The sequence below is a fragment of the Actinoplanes sp. GCM10030250 genome, assembly GCF_042666575.1.
Lineage (GTDB): Bacteria > Actinomycetota > Actinomycetes > Mycobacteriales > Micromonosporaceae > Actinoplanes.
The window spans coordinates 23,915-43,767 of sequence record NZ_JBHTDO010000001.1 but is presented as its reverse complement, the minus strand read 5'-3'; the positions used below and the strand labels follow the sequence as shown (position 1 = coordinate 43,767).

Here is a 19,853-nt window from a genome sequence, read left to right as displayed (position 1 = left end):
TCCGGGTACCGGATTTCACAGACGTTCGAAGCCCCTGCGCAACTCCCAGTCGGTGACCGCCGCGTCGTAGGCCGCCAACTCCACCCGGGCCATGTTCGCGTAGTGCGCGACCACGTCCGCGCCGAACGCCGCCTCGGCGATGCCGCTGCCCGCCCACAGCGCGGAGGCGTCGCGCAGCGTGGTCGGCACCCGCTCCGCCGACGCGTCGTCGTACGCGTTCCCGGCGAACTCGTCCTCCAGCGACAACTCGTTCTCGATCCCGTGCAGCGCGCCCGCGACCAGCGCCGAGATCGCCAGGTACGGGTTCACGTCCCCGCCCGGCACCCGGTTCTCCACTCGCATGCCCTCGCCGTGCCCGGCGATCCGCAGCGCGCAGGTCCGGTTGTCCACGCCCCACCGCAGCGCCGTCGGTGCGAACGACCCCGGCTGGTACCGCTTGTACGAGTTGATGTTCGGCGCGAACAGCAGGCTGAACTCCCGCATCGTCGCCAGGAGCCCGGCCAGGACCCGCTGTCCGATCTCGCTCAGATGGGCCGGCCCGTCGCCGAGCATCGCCGACCGGCCTTCCTCGTTGCGCAGCGAGAAGTGGATGTGGCAGGAGTTGCCCTCCCGGTCGTTCGGCTTCGCCATGAAGGTGAGCGACATGCCCTCCTGCGCGGCGATCTCCTTCGCGCCGTTCTTGTAGATCACGTGACCGTCGGCGGCGCTGAGCGCGTCCGCGTACCGGAAGGCGATCTCGTGCTGACCGAAGTTGCACTCGCCCTTCGCGCTCTCCGGGATCAGGCCGGCGCCGTACATGTCGTTACGGATGCGGCGCAGCAGCGGCTCCACCCGGGCGGTGCCGAGCAGCGAATAGTCCACGTTGTACTGGTTTGCCGGGACCAGGTCCCGGTAGTTCTTGGTGAACGCGTGCTCGTACGAGTCCTTGTAGAGGACGAATTCCAGCTCGGTCCCCGCGAACGCGGTCAGGCCGTGCGCCGCCAGCCGGTCGAGCTGGCGGCGCAGGATCTGACGCGGTGAGGCCGGCACCGGCTCCCCCGCCGTGTCGAACAGGTCGGCGAGGACCAGCGCTGTACCGGGCTGCCACGGGACACGGCGCAGGGTGGAGAAGTCCGGCCGCATGACGAAGTCGCCGTACCCGGTGGACCACGAGGACATGTCGTACCCGTCGACGGTGTTCATGTCGACGTCCACGGCGAGCAGGTAGTTGCAGCCCTCGCTCCCGCCGGACACCACCTCGTCCATGAAGTACCGCCCGTGCAGCCGCTTTCCCTGCAACCGGCCCTGCATGTCGGTCAGGGCCAGCAGCACGGTGTCGATGCTGCCGTTGTCGACGGCTACGTCGAGTTCCTCGAGATCCATAGGTTCAGTCCCCTCAGTCGGTTCCCGACGGCATGGTCTGCTCGCCGTGCGCTGCCTTCTCGATCAGGTTCTGCTTCGGTCCGGTGAACCACTTGCGTGCGCTGGCGAACCACCAGATGGTGGCCGCACCGAGAACCACCGCGACGGCGACGATCGTGTAGTTGAAGTTCGACGCGGTGATCGGGCCGGCCGTGGGGAGCACGAACAGCACACAGATGACACCTACCCAGATGATCGCGATCCATCCGACCGGAGCGCTCCAACGGCCCAGGCTCCACGGGCCGGCCACGAAGTCCGGGTCGCGGCGGCGCAGCAGGACCGGTCCGACGTAGGCGATGTAGAGGCCGATCACGGCGATCGAGGTGGCCGCCAGGTAGGCCGTGGTGTTCCAGAGCGACGGCAGCACCAGCAGGGTGGAGAGGCTGACGCAGAGCCAGATCGAGTTGGTCGGCGTACCGGTGCGCGGGTTGACCTTCTTCCAGATCCGCGAGCCGGGCAGGGCGTCGTCGCGGGCGAACGCATACGACATCCGGGAGTTGGCGGTGACCGAGGCCATGCCGCAGAACCATTGCGCCACCATGCAGATGAACAGCAGGAACGTACCGGTGTCGTGGCCGACGGCGTCGATGAAGATCTGCGCGGGAGGCAGGCCGAGCTCGCTGGTCCGGGCACCCTCGTAGTCCTGGATCGACCAGGTGATCGCGAAGAGCAGGACGAAGCCGGCGATCACCGAGACCACGACGGAGAGCACGATCCCGCGGGGTGCGGCACGGGCCGCGTCGTGGGTCTCCTCCGCCACGTGCGCGGAGGCGTCATAGCCGGTGTACGTGTACTGCGCCATCAGCAGGCCGATCAGCACCGCGTAGATGCCCGCACCCGCGAAGTCGAAGCCGGTGGCGTTCTTCACCTCGAAGAACACCTCGGAGATCGGCTTGTGCTGGTCCGGGATGACGGCCAGCACGCCCACGATCACCGCGACGCCGACCAGGTGCCACCAGGCGCTCACGTCCGAGAGCAACCGCACCAGGTTCACGCCGAACGTGTTGAGCAGGCCGTGCACGATGATGATGACCAGGAAGATCAGGAACGTCCGGCCGGTCGTCACCTCCATGTCGAAGGCGAGGCTGAGGAACGCCGACGTGGTGATCGCGGCGCCGAAGTCGATCGCGGCGGTCACCGCGACCTCACCGAGGAAGTTGAACCAGCCGACGAACCAGGCCCAGGCGGCCTTGTTGCGTTTGGCCAGCGCCGCGGCCCACCAGTAGAGGGCGCCGGCGGTCGGATAGGCCGAGCAGACCTCGGCCATCGCCAGCGCCACGAAGGTCACCATGATGCCGACAAAAAGCCAGCCCAGCGTGATGGCCATCGGTCCACCGGCGGTCATCGCGATGCCGTACGACGTGATGGCACCGGCCAGGATGGAGATGATCGAGAAGGAGACGGCGAAGTTGGAGAAGCCGGAGAGCCGGCGGTGCAGTTCCTGCTTGTAACCGAGTTGGGCGAGACGTTCCTCGTCTGTGGTCATCTACGTGCTCCCTTGCCCGAAGGGGTTGTGACCTGAGCCACTGATGCGGTGATGATCTCGCCGCTGTGTTACGGACGTCAATGAGGAGCGTAAATTGCGTTGCCGCACCCGCGGCCCGATGCGAGCCTGGTTCCAGCGATTCCTCGGCAGGATCGCGAGTCCCGGGGGTTCGTCGACGACCCCTTCCGCGGCGGCGCGGGGCGCGGTCACCTCTCTCTTCGGCGCGCTCAGCGCGCACAGCGCCCGCTCCGCGCCGCCGCCAGGGCCTCACCCGCCTGCGCCTAGCCGACCCGCCGCCTGCGCCTTGCCGGCCTGTCGGCCGCCCCAGACATCGATCGTTGCAAGAGTTTGCGCAGGTCAGTCAGACTTTTGAATAAAAAATCTACAGCGGCGAGTCTAGAAATCGGGCGGGAACCGGAATACATTTGCCTTGTCGGCCCGATCCGGTGCAACTGGCTTACAGCCTGACCGTAACTGGGGTTGGCCGACTGCAACTGGCATAGTCGCTGAGTTGGAGAAGGAGGACGAGATACCGCAGCAACGCGTAATCACGACGTCCCCGAACCGACATGAGGTGATCGCAGCCGATGCCCATCACTCCGGTCGACTGCTAGCGGCACGCAGCCTGTCGACCACATGCGCCGGATGAGTCCGGCACAAGAATTGAAAAGCCAGGGCCCCGGTTACCCGCCGGGGTCCTGGTCTCTTTCGTCTTTTCTGCTGTCATCCTTCCACTTTCACGGCTCCTGAAGGGATCATGATCAACAGCGCTGACCAGCCGGAGTTCACCATGGGCCGGGCCGCCGAGCAGATCGGCGTGACCCCGGCGTTCCTGCGCAGCCTCGACGAGGCGGGCCTGGTCGAACCGGAGCGCTCACTCGGTGGTCACCGCCGTTACTCCCGCCATCAGCTCGACCTGGCCGCCCGGGTCCGGCAACTGCTCGACGAGGGCTTCCTGCTCGCCGCGGCCTGCCGCATCGTCACCCTGGAGGACCGGCTGGCCGCCGCACACCGGCGGATCGTCGACCTCGGCGGCAAACTCGGCCCCGGCGAGGACGCCACCATTCCCACCCAAACCCGCCGGGAATTGGGCACCACGCGCTATTACTCCACTCCGCGCTCGGAGACGACTCCCTCGGCGCCGTGACCCGGCCTGGCAACTCCCTGCGCGCCGTGACCCGGCCTGGAAACGCCCGGCCCCACGTGCGATGGTCAGGCCATGCCGCCTCCGAGCACCCTGCCCCGGGCCAAGGGCTCCTTCTGGACACCCGAGGAGTGGCGGCGGCCCGGCCCGACCGCCGCGCAGCGCCGTAACGACCTCTGGATCGGGTTCGCCGTGGTCGCGGTGGCGGTGCTCAACCTCTTCCTCTCCCGCAGCTTCGGCATGCTCGCCAGCGACGATGCCCCGGCCCGGATCGAGCAGATCGCCTGGGTGGTCGGCACCACGGCGCCGCTGGCCTGGCGCCGCCGGTGGCCGGAAGCCGTCGCGATCGTGATGTCGGTGCTCTACATCGGCGGGCAGTTCCGGGGCGCGCAGGAGCAGCAGGTCGCGTCCTACGCCCTGTTCGCCGCGATCTACACGCTCGGCGCCTGGGGCCCGAGCCGGCGGCGCGCCCGGGACATCCGGCTCGCGATCATCACGGTGATGTTCGGCTGGCTATCCGTCGCGCTGCTCATGGCGTACGAGAGAATTTTGCATGAGGGTTTCTCCGGCGCCTCCGGCGAGCTGCCGGCGCTCTGGGCGCTCGTCTTCAACCACTACTTCGTCAACGCGATCTTCTTCGGCTCGGTCTACCTCGTCGGTGACGCCGCGTGGAACGGCGCTCGCCGCCTGGCACAGGTCGAGTCCCAGGCCGCCGCACTGCGCGCCGCGCAGGCCGCCGAAGCCGAACGGGCCGTCCTCGGCGAGCGCGTCCGGATCGCCCGCGAACTGCACGACGTCGTGGCGCACCACGTGTCGGTCATGGGTATCCAGGCCTCCGCCTGCCGCCGGGCGCTGGACAAGGACCCGGAACGGGCCCGGACAGCGCTCACCGCGATCGAGGAGGGCGCCCGCACCGCGGTGGACGAACTGCGGCGGATGCTGGGTGCGCTGCGCGCCTCCGGTGCCACCGGTGAGGCCGCACCGGCCGGGATCGACCGGATACCGCAGATCGCCGACAACGCCCGGGAAGCCGGGCTGACCGTGCACTACGCCGTCTACGGCGATCCGGTTCCGGTGCCCGACTCGGTGTCGCAGGCCGCCTACCGGATCGTGCAGGAGGCGGCCACCAATACGCTCAAGCACGCGCGGGCCGGCAACCTCGACATCCGGATCCGCTATCTCTCCGGGGAGCTGGAGATGGACATCGCGGACGACGGGCGGGGCTCGGCGCCGGCCTCGGCGGCCGGGATGGGGCTGATCGGCATGCGGGAACGGGTGTCGATCCACGACGGCACCCTCGAACACGGGCCGCGTGGAAACGGCGGGTACCGGGTACGGGCCCGGCTGCCGTACGCACCGGCACTGGCCATCGCGGGAGGCAAGGCGTGAGCATCCGGGTTCTGCTGGCCGACGATCACCAGCTGGTGCGTACCGGCTTCCGGGTCATCCTGGAGATGGAGGACGACATCACGGTGGTCGGAGAGGCGTCCGACGGCGCGCAGGCCACTGACCTGGCGCTGTCGCTGCGCCCCGACGTGGTGCTGATGGACGTCGAGATGCCCGGCGTGGACGGGCTCGAGGCCACCCGCCGGATCGCCGCCGAGGGTGGGCCGTCGGTGCTGATCCTCACCACGTTCGACCGGGACGACTACCTGTTCGCGGCACTCCAGGCCGGGGCCAGCGGCTTCCTGCTGAAGAACGGCACACCGGAGGCGCTCACCGAGGCGGTCCGGGTGATCGCGGCCGGCGACGCCCTGCTGGCACCGGCTGTCACCCGCCGGGTCATCGCCGAGTTCAGCACGCCGCGGCAGCGCAGCCCCGAGCCGGTGGTCCGGCTGGAGGACCTGACCCCGCGCGAGCACGAGGTGCTGGTCGAGCTTGCCGGGGGCGCCACCAACGCGGAGATCGCGGCGGCTTTGCACCTTGGCGAAACCACGGTCAAGACCCACGTCAGCCGGGTGCTGATGAAGCTGGGTGCGCGGGATCGGACGCAGGCGGTGGTGCTCGCGTACGAGCTCGGGGTGGTCCGTCCGGGATCGTGAGGGTTCTCCTCGCGTTCGTTCGCGGGCTTGAGGGTCGTTCCCAGCGTTCGTTCGCGGGCTTGAGGGTCGTTCCCAGCGTTCGTTCGTGGGCGCTCGGGTCCTCCGTGCGAAGGACCCGGGTGGTCGTTCTCCGGCCGGACGACGGGGGCATCGACGGGCGCCTACCGTGACCTTCATGACCACCGTCCTCAACGTCGATGCCGTCAACCGGTCCTTCGGCGACCGGCAGGTCCTCAAGGACGTGTCGTTCGCGGTGGAGTCCGGCCGCCTGACCGGATTCGTCGGTGCCAACGGCGCCGGCAAGACCACCACCATGCGCATCATCCTGGGTGTGCTCGGCGCCGATTCGGGTGCCGTCACCTGGCAGGGCAGCCCGCTGACCCGCAAGGATCGGCAGCGCTTCGGCTACATGCCGGAGGAGCGCGGGCTCTACCCGAAGATGAGCGTCGGCGAGCAGGTCACCTACCTGGCACGGCTGCACGGGATGACCGCTGCCGACGCCCGGCAGCGGACCTCTGCCCTGCTGGAGCGGCTGGAGCTCGGCGGCCGCGAGGGCGACCACGTGGAGAAGCTGTCTCTCGGTAACCAGCAGCGCGTACAGATCGCGGCCGCCCTGGTCCACGAGCCGGAGCTGCTGGTCCTTGACGAACCGTTCTCCGGCCTGGACCCGCTCGCCGTCGACACGGTGGTGGCCGTCCTGCGGGAGCGGGCCGCGGCCGGTGCCGCGGTGCTCTTCTCCAGCCACCAGCTCGACCTGGTCGAACGCCTCTGCGACGACCTGGTGATCATCGCGGACGGCACCATCCGCGCCGCCGGCAGCCGCTCCTACCTGCGCGAGCAATACGCGCTGCCGCGCTACTCGATCGAGGTCGGCAGCGACGCCGGCTGGCTGCGCGACGAGCCCGGCGTGACCCTCGTCGAGCTCGACGGCGCGCGTGCCGTCGTCGACCTGGACGCGGACGCCGACGACCAGCAACTCCTGCGCGCCGCCCTCGCCCGCGGCCCGGTCCGCGCGTTCGGCCCGGTCCGCCCGTCCCTCGCCGAGATCTTCCGAGAGGTGATCCAGTGACCACGTTCGAAGCCATCCGGCTGGTCGCCGCCCGTGAGCTCAAGGTCAAGCTCCGTGACAAGGCCTTCCTCTACAGCACCGCGTTCTTCCTGGTGATCGTCATCGCCTCGATCGTGCTGCCGGCCTTCATCGACGGCGGCCCGTCGAAGGTGGCGGTGGTCGGCGACACCGCCATCGCACAGCTCACCGACGCCCAGCTCGAGGTCCGGGCCGTGCCCGACGCGGCGACCGCCGAGCAGCTGGTCCGCGACGGCGACGTGGAGGCGGCGATCCTCCCCGGCCCGGAGGTCGTGGCGCTGGAGGAGCCGCCCTCCGAGGTGGTGCAGGCGCTGAGCACCGCTCCGCCGGTCCGGCTGCTCGAACCGGCGGGCATCGACCCGTTCCTGAAGTTCATCGTGCCGTCCGCGCTGGCGATGCTGTTCTTCATCACCTCGTTCACGTACGGGCTCCAGATCGCGCAGAGCGTCGTCGAGGAGAAGCAGACCCGGATCGTCGAGATCCTGGTGTCGAGCGTGCCGGTACGCGCCCTGCTGGCCGGCAAGGTGGCCGCGATCACGCTGCTGGCGTTCGGGCAGATAGCCCTGCTGGCACTGGTCGCCTTTGTCGGCATGACCGTCACCGACGTGGACACCAGCGTGATCAACGCGGTCGGCCCGGCGATCGCCTGGTTCCTGCCGTTCTTCGTGCTCGGCTTCATCATGCTGGCCACGCTCTGGGCGGGTGTCGGTGCGCTGGCCGCCCGGCAGGAGGACCTCACCAGCACCTCGTCACCGGTACAGATGGCGGTGCTGATCCCGTTCTTCGCGGTGCTGTTCCTGCAGGACAACGAGGCGGCACAGAAGGTGATGTCGTTCATCCCGTTCTCGTCGCCGATCGCCATGCCGATCCGGCTCTTCAACGGGGACGCCGCGGCCTGGGAGCCGATCGTGGCGCTGCTGATCCTTGCGGTGACGGCGGTGGTGCTGCTGGCGATCGGTACCCGGATCTATCAGGGCTCCCTCATGCGCACCAGCGTCCGCACGTCGTTCGCGGCCGCCTGGCGCGCCGCGAGCTGAGACTGGTCGGCAGGCGGCTGCCTGCGGTCGACGGCTGATCATCCTGGTCTCCGCGGGCTTGGCCGCGCCGGACTTCGTGGGCCCGTCCTTTTCTGGGCGGGCCCGCTGCTTTCGGTCGAGCTCCGCTTTCGGCCGAGCCTCACCTCCAGTCGAGTCCCGTTTTCGGCCGAGCCTCGCCACTCCCGGGTTGACTCCAAGATCGGTGTTACCGATCAGTAGACATCGCGGCGCCGGGCCGGGCAGGATCGGGGGCATGTCGATGCGCTGGGGCATGACCGTGCCGCTCAGCGGCGTTCCGCTCGCCGGGCACGCCGCCGTCTACTCGGCCCTGGCCGACGCGGGTTTCACCGACGTCTGGTCGGCGGAGGTGAACGGCACCGACGCGTTCACGCCGCTCACCCTCGCCGCCGCCTGGGAGCCGCGCCTGCGGCTGGGCACCGCCATCGCCCCGGTCTTCACCCGCGGGCCGGGCCTGCTGGCGATGACCGCCGCCGCGCTGGCCGAGACCGCACCGGGCCGGTTCCAGTTCGGCATCGGCGCCTCGTCACCGGTGGTGTCCGGGGATTGGAACGCCGCCGACTTCGTCCGGCCGTACGCACGCAGTCGCGACATGCTCCGGTTCCTGCGCTCCGCACTCGCCGGCGAGGTCGTCGATCAGCAGTACTCGGAATTCGCCGTCAAGCGTTTCCGCCTGGAACGCCCGCCGACCGTCCCGCCGCAGGTCATGCTCGCCGCACTGCGCCCGCAGATGCTGCACCTCGCCGCCGCCGAAGCGGACGGCGTGATTCTGAACTGGCTCTCCCCCGGCGACGTCGCGACCGCGCTGGCCGAGACCAAGGAAGCCGGCCCGGACTTCGAGGTGGCGGCCCGCATCTTCGTCATCCCGACCGACGACGCCGCCTACGCCCGCACGGTCGGCCGCCGGATGATCACGGCTTATCTGACCGTCCCGGCATACGCGGCCTTCCACCGCTGGCTCGGCCGCACCGAGGCGCTCACCCCGATGTGGCAGGCCTGGGATTCCGGCGATCGCAAGGGCGCCCTCGCCGCCATCCCCGACGAGCTGGTCGACGACCTGATCGTCCACGGTTCGCCGGAGCAGTGCCGCGACCGGGTCCAGAAGTACGCGGACGCCGGCGTGACCGTCCCGGTGATGGCCCTGACCCCTACGCCGGAGCTGGAGCGGGGCGGTCTTCCCGCTCTGCACGAGCTGATCGCGGCCCTCGGCCGAGTGGGGCCTACGGGCTGAGCGGGCCGGGCGGCGCGAGCACGGCAGGCGCTGGCTGAGCGGGCCGGGCGGCGCAAGCGCGGCGGGTGTTGGCTGAGCTGGCCGGGCGATGGGAGCGCGACTGCGTGGAGAGGCTCGGATTTGCGCCCGGGGACGGCAGGAGCGCGGGGCGTGGGTAGGTTGAAGCGTTGTGCGGGTAGGCGTATGAAAAAAGGCGCACCCAAAAGTCTTGAGTGCGCCATTTCCGGGGTTCTCTGCGCTGATTCTGGGGTTACTCGCTGTCGGCGAGGATTGCGTAGAGCTTGCGCTTGGTCTCGTTGAGCACCTCGAGCGCCTTCTGGCGCTGCTCGGGCGTGCCCGAGAAACCGACCTGCTTGAGTGCGCCCATGATGCCCACCGCGGCGTCGCGGAAGTCTTGCACCTGGGACATGGCGTCGGCGCCGAACTGGGACCACGGGGGGTTCTCGGCGGCGGCCTCGGCCTCGGGGCGGCCGTCGGCGGTGAGCTGGTAGCTCTTGCGGCCACCCTCAGCGGTGGCCTCGATCAGGCCCTCGTCCTCCAGCAGCTGGAGTGTGGGGTAGACCGAGCCGGGGCTGGGGCGCCAGATGCCGTTGGTGCGCGCGTCGAGCTCCTGGATCATCTCGTAGCCGTGCATGGGGCGCTCGAGCAGGAGCGCGAGGATGGCGGGGCGGACGTTCTGCCGGGAGCCGCGGCCGCCGCGGCGTTGGCCTCGGCCGAATTCGGGCGGGCCGAAGGGTCCGCCGCCGGGACCGCCGGGGCCGAAGGGGAAGCCGGGCGGGAAGCCGAAACCGCGCCTGCGCGCCTCGCCTGCCCAGCCGCGACCGCCGCCGCCGAAGCCGGCGAATCCACCGTGTCCGTGCTGACCCTCATGCATGTGCCTCATGATCTTCTCCGTTCTGTTGGCGATAGTTAGACGATATATCGCCAACGTGTCGGGTGCAAGGGATTCCATGAACGCGGGGATGCGATACGTGTTGAGAGGCTCGGATCTGGCAATCTGATACCTGTGTTGACGGTGCCCATCCGGCAGCTCGGCGAGCCCGAGCGCACGGCGGTCGAGCGGATCCTCGACGCCGATCCCTATGCGGGCGCCCAGATCGCGGAGCGCGTGGCGGCGCACGGGCTGAACTGGTGGCGATCGGACGGGCGGATCTACGGTTACGAGCCGGCCCGCCGCGTCGAGTCCCTCATCTGGTCGGGCGCGCATCTGGTGCCGGTCGGTGCCACGCCGGCCGCTACCGCCGCCTTCGCCGATCTGCTCGGCGCGGAGCCGCGGATCTGTTCGTCGATCATCGGCCGTTCCGAGGCGGTGCTCGACCTGTGGAGCAGGCTCGGCGGCCACTGGGGGCCGGCCCGCGACGTGCGGCCCAACCAGCCGCTCCTGGTCACCGACCGTGATCCGCTGGTGCGCCCCGACCCGTCGGTGCGGCTGGCCCGCTCGCACGAGGTCGACCAGCTGTTCCCGGCCGCGGTCGCGATGTATACCGAGGAGGTCGGTGTCTCGCCGCTGCTGGACGACGGCGGGCGCGGCTATCGGCGGCGGATCGCGGAGCTGGTGAAGGGGAAGCGGGCGTATGCGAGGTTCGCCGGCGACCAGGTGATCTTCAAGGCGGAGCTGGCGATCATCACCCGCCGGACCACGCAGGTCCAGGGTGTCTGGGTGCATCCGGATTACCGGGGGCGCGGGCTGGCCACCGCCGCCATGGCCGCCGTGGTCTCCGACGCGCTGCGCCGGGTCGCGCCGACCGTCAGCCTCTATGTCAACGACTACAACAAAGCCGCACGCCAGGTGTACCAGCGGTGCGGCTTCGTGTCAGCGGGATCGTTCGCGACCGTGCTGTTCTAAAAGAACCTTCTAGTGCACGGTCACGGTCGGGCCGGGGATCAGTTCGCGCAGCTCGTCGGGGAGGTCGGCGCCCATCTCGTCGGCGAGGCGCAGGGCCTCCTCGACGAGCGTCTCCACGATGATCGACTCGGGCACGGTCTTGATGACCTTGCCCTTGACGAAGATCTGGCCCTTGCCGTTGCCGGACGCCACCCCGAGGTCGGCCTCGCGCGCCTCGCCGGGACCGTTGACGACGCAGCCCATCACGGCGACGCGCAGCGGGACCGGGAAGCCCTCGAGAGCCGCGGTGACCTGCTCGGCGAGCGTGTAGACGTCCACCTGGGCGCGGCCGCAGGACGGGCAGGAGACGATCTCCAGGCCGCGCTCGCGCAGGCCCAGCGACTCGAGGATCTGGTTGCCGACCTTGATCTCCTCGACCGGCGGGGCGGAGAGCGAGACCCGGATGGTGTCGCCGATGCCCTCGGCGAGCAGCGCACCGAACGCCACGGCGCTCTTGATGGTGCCCTGGAACGCCGGGCCGGCCTCGGTGACGCCGAGGTGCAGCGGGTAGTCGCACTGCTCGGCGAGCTGCCGGTACGCCCGGATCATGACGACCGGGTCGTTGTGTTTCACCGAGATCTTGATGTCGCGGAAGCCGTGCTCCTCGAACAGCGAGCACTCCCAGAGCGCCGACTCGACGAGCGCCTCAGCGGTGGCCTTGCCGTACTTCTCCAGCAGGCGCTTGTCGAGCGAGCCGGCGTTGACGCCGATCCGGATCGGGATGCCCGCGTCGGAGGCCGCCCTGGCGATCTCCTTGACCTTGTCGTCGAACTGCCGGATGTTGCCCGGGTTGACCCGGACCGCGGCACAGCCGGCGTCGATCGCGGCGAACACGTACTTCGGCTGGAAGTGGATGTCGGCGATCACCGGGAGCTGGGACTTCTTGGCGATCGCGGGCAGCGCCTCGACGTCGTCCTGCGAGGGGACGGCGACGCGGACGATCTGGCAGCCGGACGCGGTCAGCTCGGCGATCTGCTGAAGGGTCGAGTTGACGTCGGCGGTGAGCGTGGTGGTCATCGACTGGACGCTGACGGGAGCACCGCCGCCGACCGGCACGTTGCCGACCATGATCTGGCGGCTGTGCCGGCGCGGGGCCAGCGGGGGCGGAGGTACGGCCGGCATTCCGAGACTGATCGCAGTCATTTCACTCACTTGAAGATCGTAATGGGGTTGATGATGTCCGCGGTCACGGTCAACAGGGTGAACGCGCCACCTATCAGGATGACCGCATACGTCACGGGCATCAGTTTGTAGTAGTCCACCCGGCCGGGATCCGGTCGCCGGAAGCGTTTGTAGAGCCACGATCGGATGGCCTCGAACCAGGCGATCGCGATGTGCCCGCCGTCGACGGGCAGCAGCGGCAGCAGGTTGAACAGGCCGATGAACACGTTCAGCGAGATGAAGACCTGCCAGAAGACCTCGGGCACGCCCTTCTCGATCGCCTCGCCACCGATCCGGCTGGCACCGACGACGCTGATCGGGGTGTCCGGGTCACGCTCGTCGCCGGTGATCGAGTTCCACAGGGCCGGGACCTTCTCCGGGATCCGGGCCATCGCCTTGACGGAGTTCTCCACCAGGTACCAGTTGAAGTCGCCGGAGGCGGGGATCGCGCCGATCGCGTTGTAGGTGATGACGGCCGGCTCGTTGGTGGTCCAGCTCACCCCGGCGACGGCGACCTGGCTGACCGGGCCCTCCGGATCGTCCAGCGGGGTGCGCTCCGCGCTGACCAGGTCGACAGTGGTGGACGCGGTTTGGCCGTTCCTCGTGTATTCGAACGGGGTGGGGCCGGCCGGCGACGCGCGGATCGCGTCGACGAGCTGGCCGTAGTTCGTCACGGCGACGGCGCCGACCTTGGTGATCAGGTCACCGGTCTGCAGGCCCGCGGCCTTGGCCGGTGCCTCACGGGCGCTGCCTGTCCCGGGGACGCACTCGGCGCTGGTGTCGGCGACCGAGGTGCGGATGCAGTCGCCGACGTAGATCATCGCGGGGGCAGTGCGCTGCGCCTCGGCGGTCTGCGGGATGTCCGTGTTCGGCAGGCCGATGGTCATCGCCATCACCCAGGCGCCCACCAGGGCGAGCAGGAAGTGGGTGATGGAACCGGCGGACATCACCACGGTCCGCTTCCAGACCGGGAACCGCCACATGGCGCGGTGCTGGTCCTCCGGCGCGACGTCCTCGTCCTGCGGCGTCATGCCGACGATCTTGCAGAAGCCGCCGAGCGGGATGAGCTTCAACCCGTACTCGGTCTCGCCGCGGTGGAAGGAGAAGATCGTCGGGCCGAACCCGACGAAGTACTGCGTCACCTTCATGCCGAAACGCTTGCCGGTGATCATGTGGCCCAACTCGTGCAGGCTCACCGAGATCAGGATGGTCAGCGCAAAGGCCACCACACCCAGCCAGAACAGCATCAGGCTCCTTCAGCCACAGTGACGATGGTCCGCTGCGCCTGGGCACGCGCCCACGCCTCGGCGGCAAGCACGTCCTCGACGGTACCCGGCTCCGCGAAATCCGGGGCCGCCGCCAACACTCGCTCGAGCGTGTCGACGATGCCCAAGAAAGGTAGCCGACCGGAGACGAAGGCGGCCACACACTCTTCGTTGGCGGCGTTGTAGACGGCCGGTAGGCACTTACCGGTACGCCCGGCCTCCTTGGCCAGGCGTACGGCGGGGAACGCCTCGTTGTCGAGCGGGCGCAGTTCCCAGTTGTGCGCCAGCGTCCAGTCGACAGCGGGCGCCGCCGACGGCACCCGCTCCGGCCAGCCCAGCGCCAGCGCGATCGGCAGCCGCATGTCCGGCGGGCTGGCCTGCGCCAACGTCGATCCGTCGGTGAACTCGACGAGTGAGTGCAGCACCGACTGCGGGTGCACCATCACCTCGATGTCGTCGTACGGCACGGCGAACAGCTCGTGCGCCTCGATCACCTCGAGCGCCTTGTTCACCATCGTCGCCGTGTTGATCGTGACGACCGGGCCCATGTCCCACGTCGGGTGCTTGAGCGCGTCCTCGACTGTGACGTTCGCCAACTCCTCCCGGCGCCGCCCCCGGAACGCTCCCCCGCTGGCGGTCAGGACGAGCCGCCGCACCTCGGCCGCGGAGCCGCCGCGCAGGCACTGGGCGAGCGCCGAGTGCTCCGAGTCGACCGGGACGATCTGCCCCTGTTTGGCGATCCGGCGCACCAGCGGGCCGCCGGCGACCAGGGACTCCTTGTTCGCCAGGGCGAGGATCCGGCCCTCCTGGAGGGCGGCGAGGGTGGGCGCCAGGCCGAGGCTGCCGACCACGCCGTTGAGGACGAGGTCGCACGGGTGGGTGGCGAGCTCGGTCATGGCGTCCGGGCCGGCCACGATTTTCGGGATCTTGAAGTCGCCGGTGGCGTACCCCCGCTTCTGTGCCTCGGCGTAGAAGGCGAGCTGGAGATCCTGCACGGCGGAGGCGCGGGCCACGCCCACCACCTCGACGCTCAGCTCCAGTGCCTGGGCGGCGAGCAGTTCGATGTTGCCGCCACCGGCGCCGAGGGCCACGACGCGGAACCGGTCGGGGTTGCGCCGGACGATGTCGATGGTCTGGGTACCGATGGAGCCGGTGGAGCCGAGCAGGACGAGGTCACGCATGGCGTCCATCTTCCCGGATGGTGGCACGCCGCTCAGCCTCGGGCGGGCACACGCTCGCGGATGAAGCCGGTGACCTCCGCGGCGGTCGCCGGCGGGAGACCGTCAGTCGGTACGGCGTAGAAGCCGCTCTTGCCCAGCCGTGCGATCACCATCCCCGGCAGCTCGTCCAGCCGGTCGACGGCGTGCCAGTGAAACAGGTTCTCCACCAGGTCGTTGCCGATCCAGACGCCCCGCTCGTCGATCCGGTACTCGGTCGGCCGGTCCAGCAGATAACTCACCTTCGTCAGGACCAGCCTCGTGGTCAGCGGCGGAACGACGAGCAGGAAGACGGCACCGAGCAGCACCGCGAACGTCGCGACGAAGACGTCCCCGAGGGCGAACAGCAGCAGGCCGAGCACCACCATGGCGGCACCCATCCATCGGTAGAGCCGGAACTGGGGACCCAGGAAATGGGCCAGAGAGGCGAGCAGTTGCTCCCGCGTGGGATGTGCCGAGAAGACGAAGGGCGCCATGGACGCAGGATCGTAGTGATCCGGGGACGCCGATGGGGTACCCCTGTGCCGTGCGTACCCAGTTGTCAGCCGTTTTCCGCCCGTTGAAGGGGCGTGACGTCGCCCTGCACGCCGCGGCCATCACGTTCTACAGCGGCATCGCGGTGGTTCCCGTCGCCCTGCTGGCGATCTGGCTGACCGGGCTGGCGGTGGGCGCTTCCCGCGTACGGGATCTGACCGGACGGACCATCGCCGCGCTGCCGGATGCCATCGGTGCTCCTCGCGCGCTCAGCGCGCTCATCGACGCCGGGCTGGAGCTGACCCCGATGCTGGCACTCGCCAGCCTGCTGCCCGCCACCCTCTACGGCGAGGGTCTGCGCCGCGCTTTCGTCTCGGTCCGCGGCCCCCGGGAGGGTGAGAGCCTCGTCGGGTGGCGCGGCCGCCTGCTCTGGCTGCCGCTGCTCGCCGCCGCGCCGGCCCTGCTGCTCGCCCTCTTCCTGGCCCTGCCCACCACCAGCGATCTCTGGCTGCGCGGAGGCTGGTGGTCGGTGCTGGGTGTGATCCTTTCGTTCCTGGCCGCCTGGCTGGTGCTCACCCCGGTGGTGATCTGGGTGTTCCGGTACGTGGCGCCGGGCCGCCCGCCCTGGGCGGCGACGATCCTGATCGGCTCGTTCACGGCGGCCAACCTCTCCGGCTTCCTGCACGGTTTTGTGCTCTTCTGCTCGCTGCCGCTGGATCTCGGTGTGCCGTTCGGCGGGTTCACCGAGATCGGCGCGACGGTTGCCGTCGGCCTCTGGCTGTACCTGTTCCACATCGTGCTGCTGGCGGGATTCGCCGCGACTCATGGCGCACCAGTTGTTTTCAAGGCGCATTTGACGGACGAATCGTCGAGACCGGTCAGCCGAACAGCGAGGTAATCTCGCTCGGCATGACCCCCATTCCCGACCGCGCCGACGTGGTGATCATCGGAGCCGGGCACAACGGCCTGGTCTCGGCGATCCTGCTCGCCCGCGCCGGGCTCGACGTCGTCGTGCTCGAGGCCGCAGGCGTGCTGGGCGGTGCCACCCGCACCGAGCATCCCTTCCCCAAGGTGCCCGGGCTCGGCCAGTCCACCGGCTCCTACCTGCTCGGGCTGATGCCGCCCGAGCTGCTGCGGACCCTCGATCTCGAGATACCGGTCCTGCGCCGCGATCCGCACTACTTCCTGCCGACCGCGGGTCCGGCCGGCTCGCCGTACCTGCTCTTCGGCGGCGACCGCGACGCCACCCGGGCCCAGATGGAGCAGTTCTTCTCACCCCGCGACGTCGCCGCCGACGAGACGCTGGCCTGCGAGATCAGTGCCCTGCGCGCCGACCTCGCGCCGTCCTGGCTGGAGGAGCCGGCCTCCGTGGAGGAGATCGCCGACCGCCACATCAGGCCACAACTTCAAAGCACATTCCTTGATCTTGTACGCGGATCCGTTGCCGGCTACCTGTCGCGGTTCGGGTTCTCCAGCGAACTGCTGATGGCGATGTACACGGTCACCGACGGCCTGTCCGGGCTCAACGCCGGCCCGGACGACCCCGGCACCGGGCACAACTTCCTGGTGCACAACATGTGCCGGCTGCCCGGATCCAACGGCACCTGGATGATCGCCGAGGGCGGGATGGGCACCGTCTCCCGGACCTTCGCCGACGCGGCCCGTGCGGCGGGCGCCACGCTGCACACCAACGCCGAGGTGACGGCGGTGACCGTGGACGGCGGGGCGGTGAGCGGCGTGGTGCTCGCCGACGGGCGGTCGGTGTCGGCCCGCGTGGTGCTGGGCGGCTGTGACCCGTACCGTCTGATGGATCTTGTCCCTGAGGGTGCCCTGCCGACCGCGCTGACCGACCGGATGGCCGCCGTCCGGCGGCCCGGCACCACCCTCAAGGTGAACCTGGCGCTGCGTGACCTGCCGCGTTTCTCGTGCCTGCCGGAAGGGGCGCCGTCGCCGCACGGATCGACCGTCCACCTGCTGCCAGGTGCGTCGATGAAGTCCCTTCGGGACATGTGGGCCGAGGTCCAGGCGGGTCAGTTGCCGTCAGAGCCGACAATCGAGTGGTACGTGCACACGACTGTCGACCCATCGCTGCGTGACGAGTCGGGTCACCACTCATCGGCGCTGTTCGTGCAGTCGGTGCCGTACTCGTTGACCGGGACCACCTGGGAGGCCGAGCTTCCGGGCTATGTCTCCCGGCTGCTGGAGATCTGCGACCGGTATGCGCCGGGGACGTCCGACCTGGTGGCGGACACTTTCGCGCTGACACCGCCGGGGATCGAGGAGCACTTCGGTATCACCGGCGGGCACATTCACCACGTGGACAACACGGTGGCGTTCGATCAGCGGATGCCGTATTTCACGGGGCTGGACGGGCTCTATCACGGGTCGGCGGGGGCGCACCCGGCCGGCAGCGTGATCGGGGCGGCGGGCCACAACGCGGCCCGCCGCATCCTTCGGGACCTGGGTGTCTAGGCCGTTTTACTCGCCCTGATCTTGTGGCCGACGCCGGTCAGGCAGCGGCCACTGGGCAGGTCGAACTTCCAGCCGTGCAGCTGGCAGGTGAGCACGTTGCCGTCCACGATGCCGAAGCGGGACAGGTCCGCCTTCAGGTGCGGGCAGCGGCGCTGCACGGTCCAGTCGCCGAACTGGATGTCCTCGGCGTCGACCGACTTCTCGTGCTCGTCGTACCAGCCTTCCGCGTACTGGAGGCGCTCCTCGGAGAGGCACTTGAAGAACGCGTAGACGAACTCGTTGTACTGCCCGATCCGGGCCGCCGAGAAGCGGCAGGACAGGAACAGCGAGTTCACCCAGTCGCCCTCGTCGATGAAGATGAGGTGCTCGATCAGCTCGCGCTGGGTGCGGAAGCGGTAGCGGACCTTCTCGTCGCCGTACGGCCGGACCTGCTTGCCGGGGAAGTCCACGACGATCGACTCGACCTCGTCGCCGTCGTAGGAGACCAGGTCGAAGCGGACCGGTCCGCCGACGCCCTTGGCCAGATAGATCGACTCCTCGAGGAGCGGCTCGATCCGCTTCTTCAGCTCACCGAGGACGTCGATCTCCGGGTGCCGCCAGGACGCCTTCTCCGCCTCGATGATCGGGCGCTTGCGCTCCCGCATCTCCTCGAGGTGCTCCTTCTTGTTCGCGAAGAACTCCTCGATCGGCACCGGGTGCTCGGTGGTCGCGGTGGCTCCCCCGTCGGTCAGCTCGCTGACGCTGCCGGGCAGCAGGACGATGCCGTTGGTGCCGCCGACCTTCGCGTACTCCGACAGGAACACCGACTGGTCCGGGAAGATGTTGCCCTCGTCGCCGTGGATGTCGTTGAACTGCCACAGCTCGTCGTCCAGGAAGCACGGCGGACCGGCGATCGGGAAGACGTGGTCGGCCTTCAGGTCGTCGATGTAACGCCAGGTGCGGTCGAACTGCCGGTCCCGCTTCTGCTTGCCGAACGCGGTCTTCGCGTTCTCCGGGAGCTCGTAGACCATTGGGTACCAGATGGCGCCGGAGAACTGCAGCATGTGCGCGTGCACGTGGCCCAGCTCGTTGAACCGGGTCAGGTCGGACGGGCGGGCGTCGTTCTGGTTCAGCACACGGATGCCGTCGTGCTCCACCCAGAGCGACGAGTCGCCGATCGGGCCGTCGGTCGGGCTGATCAGCGCCTGGATCATCACCTTCAGGCCGCCGTCGAGCTCGTGCACCTCGTCCGACTTCGTCCGCAGGAAGCTGGTGAAGCCCAGCGCCCGCAGCTCGTCCTCCAGCTGGCTGGTCGGGTACTCCGGCAGCAGAACCGTCGCCTTCTTGCTGATGAACCGCTTCAGGTGCTCCGCGTCGAAGTGGTCCCGGTGCAGGTGGGAGACGTAGAGGTAGTCGACGTCACCCAGCGTCTCCCAGTCCAGCAGCGAGTTGTCCGGGAAGGGGAACCACGAGGCGAAATACGCCGGGTTCACCCACGGATCGCACAGAATGCTGCCGGCGGCGGTGTCGATGCGCATGCTCGCGTGGCCGGTGCCCGTGATCCGCACTAGATCGCTCCTCAAACTCGGCTTCTGACCGCCCTCGAAAGTACAACCGGGTTGCCGGGTGCCGCTCGGCGGCCCCGTGACACACTGAGATCCGACGTCAACGAGCATCGACGAGGAGGACCTGGCCGTGTCCGCGGAAGAACACCACGAGGTTTACGCGCCCGACCAGCTCAAGCCGGGCAACCGCAAGCGGGCCCAGCGTGGTGCGATCATCTCCGCCGCGATCCTGCTGCTCTTCTTCTGGGGCAACCAGCAAGGCAACACCGAGAAGGTGTGGCTCGTCGTGATCGCGCTGGGGCTCGTCGGCGCGGTGGTCGGTGACATCGTGCTGCGGCGCAGTGGCCTGCGTCCCAACGACCAGTAACCCTCTCTACCTGCAAAAGGGG

At 69.1% G+C, this 19,853-nt stretch carries 18 protein-coding genes; 10 read left to right on the top strand and 8 right to left on the bottom strand.

What is annotated here, in order from left to right:
• Positions 1-15 precede the first annotated feature (15 nt).
• Together ACFQV6_RS00230 and ACFQV6_RS00225 are read right to left on the bottom strand one after the other, a co-directional pair.
• Positions 16-1,362 carry a glutamine synthetase family protein gene (locus tag ACFQV6_RS00230; protein ID WP_378025210.1) on the bottom strand — a complete coding sequence of 449 codons (1,347 nt, stop codon included), beginning with the start codon at positions 1,360-1,362 and terminating at the stop codon, positions 16-18.
• Between the two features lie 13 nt (positions 1,363-1,375).
• Positions 1,376-2,887, bottom strand: coding sequence for an amino acid permease (locus ACFQV6_RS00225; protein ID WP_378025209.1), 1,512 nt, complete (start codon positions 2,885-2,887; stop codon positions 1,376-1,378).
• Positions 2,888-3,644: 757 nt separating this feature from the next.
• Between ACFQV6_RS00225 and ACFQV6_RS00220 the strand changes: the two genes are divergently transcribed.
• The 6 genes from ACFQV6_RS00220 (at position 3,645) to ACFQV6_RS00195 (ending at position 9,446) form a co-directional block, all read left to right on the top strand.
• Positions 3,645-4,034 carry a MerR family transcriptional regulator gene (locus ACFQV6_RS00220; protein WP_378025208.1) on the top strand — a complete coding sequence of 130 codons (390 nt, stop codon included), beginning with the start codon at positions 3,645-3,647 and terminating at the stop codon, positions 4,032-4,034.
• A gap of 72 nt (positions 4,035-4,106) precedes the next feature.
• A complete protein-coding gene (locus ACFQV6_RS00215) occupies positions 4,107-5,420 on the top strand; it encodes a sensor histidine kinase (RefSeq protein ID WP_378025207.1) in 1,314 nt (437 codons plus the stop codon).
• Positions 5,417-6,073 (top strand): response regulator, encoded by a 657-nt coding sequence (locus tag ACFQV6_RS00210; RefSeq protein ID WP_378025206.1) that lies wholly within the window; start codon positions 5,417-5,419, stop codon positions 6,071-6,073. The genes ACFQV6_RS00215 and ACFQV6_RS00210 overlap by 4 nt, the downstream gene beginning before the upstream one ends.
• Before the next feature lie 175 nt (positions 6,074-6,248).
• Positions 6,249-7,142, top strand: a complete 894-nt coding sequence (locus ACFQV6_RS00205; RefSeq protein ID WP_378025205.1) for an ABC transporter ATP-binding protein — start codon at positions 6,249-6,251, stop codon at positions 7,140-7,142.
• Positions 7,139-8,197, top strand: coding sequence for an ABC transporter permease (locus ACFQV6_RS00200; RefSeq protein WP_378025204.1), 1,059 nt, complete (start codon positions 7,139-7,141; stop codon positions 8,195-8,197). Before ACFQV6_RS00205 ends, ACFQV6_RS00200 begins: the two co-directional genes overlap by 4 nt.
• A 253-nt stretch (positions 8,198-8,450) precedes the next feature.
• Positions 8,451-9,446, top strand: coding sequence for an LLM class F420-dependent oxidoreductase (locus tag ACFQV6_RS00195; protein ID WP_378025203.1), 996 nt, complete (start codon positions 8,451-8,453; stop codon positions 9,444-9,446).
• A 250-nt stretch (positions 9,447-9,696) separates the two neighbouring features.
• Here the strand turns inward: ACFQV6_RS00195 and ACFQV6_RS00190 are convergent, their stop codons facing one another.
• Positions 9,697-10,329 (bottom strand): PadR family transcriptional regulator, encoded by a 633-nt coding sequence (locus ACFQV6_RS00190; RefSeq protein ID WP_378025202.1) that lies wholly within the window; start codon positions 10,327-10,329, stop codon positions 9,697-9,699.
• A 123-nt stretch (positions 10,330-10,452) separates the two neighbouring features.
• Between ACFQV6_RS00190 and ACFQV6_RS00185 the strand changes: the two genes are divergently transcribed.
• Entirely contained in the window at positions 10,453-11,292 is an 840-nt protein-coding gene (locus ACFQV6_RS00185) for a GNAT family N-acetyltransferase (protein WP_378025201.1), read from the top strand.
• Between the two features lie 9 nt (positions 11,293-11,301).
• Here ACFQV6_RS00185 and ispG read toward each other — a convergent pair whose 3' ends face one another.
• Genes ispG through ACFQV6_RS00165 form a run of 4 tightly spaced genes read right to left on the bottom strand, consistent with a single transcriptional unit; the run spans position 11,302 to position 15,450 of the window.
• A complete protein-coding gene (ispG, locus tag ACFQV6_RS00180) occupies positions 11,302-12,474 on the bottom strand; it encodes a flavodoxin-dependent (E)-4-hydroxy-3-methylbut-2-enyl-diphosphate synthase (protein WP_378025742.1) in 1,173 nt (390 codons plus the stop codon).
• A 5-nt stretch (positions 12,475-12,479) separates the two neighbouring features.
• Positions 12,480-13,739 (bottom strand): M50 family metallopeptidase, encoded by a 1,260-nt coding sequence (locus ACFQV6_RS00175; RefSeq protein WP_378025200.1) that lies wholly within the window; start codon positions 13,737-13,739, stop codon positions 12,480-12,482.
• Positions 13,739-14,947, bottom strand: a complete 1,209-nt coding sequence (gene dxr / locus ACFQV6_RS00170; protein ID WP_378025199.1) for a 1-deoxy-D-xylulose-5-phosphate reductoisomerase — start codon at positions 14,945-14,947, stop codon at positions 13,739-13,741. Before dxr ends, ACFQV6_RS00175 begins: the two co-directional genes overlap by 1 nt.
• Positions 14,948-14,970: 23 nt before the next feature.
• Positions 14,971-15,450 (bottom strand): YcxB family protein, encoded by a 480-nt coding sequence (locus ACFQV6_RS00165; protein ID WP_378025198.1) that lies wholly within the window; start codon positions 15,448-15,450, stop codon positions 14,971-14,973.
• A 50-nt stretch (positions 15,451-15,500) separates the two neighbouring features.
• On the opposite strand from ACFQV6_RS00165, the gene ACFQV6_RS00160 reads away from it, so the two are divergent.
• Positions 15,501-16,346, top strand: coding sequence for a YhjD/YihY/BrkB family envelope integrity protein (locus ACFQV6_RS00160; protein WP_378025197.1), 846 nt, complete (start codon positions 15,501-15,503; stop codon positions 16,344-16,346).
• 11 nt (positions 16,347-16,357) lie between these two features.
• Positions 16,358-17,920: a phytoene desaturase family protein gene (locus ACFQV6_RS00155; protein WP_378025196.1), complete on the top strand. Its 1,563-nt coding sequence runs from the start codon at positions 16,358-16,360 to the stop codon at positions 17,918-17,920.
• Here the strand turns inward: ACFQV6_RS00155 and ACFQV6_RS00150 are convergent.
• A complete protein-coding gene (locus tag ACFQV6_RS00150; protein ID WP_378025195.1) occupies positions 17,917-19,467 on the bottom strand; it encodes a Rieske 2Fe-2S domain-containing protein in 1,551 nt (516 codons plus the stop codon). The genes ACFQV6_RS00155 and ACFQV6_RS00150 overlap by 4 nt on opposite strands.
• Positions 19,468-19,594: 127 nt before the next feature.
• Between ACFQV6_RS00150 and ACFQV6_RS00145 the strand changes: the two genes are divergently transcribed.
• Positions 19,595-19,831 carry a DUF2631 domain-containing protein gene (locus ACFQV6_RS00145; protein WP_378025194.1) on the top strand — a complete coding sequence of 79 codons (237 nt, stop codon included), beginning with the start codon at positions 19,595-19,597 and terminating at the stop codon, positions 19,829-19,831.
• Positions 19,832-19,853 lie beyond the last annotated feature (22 nt).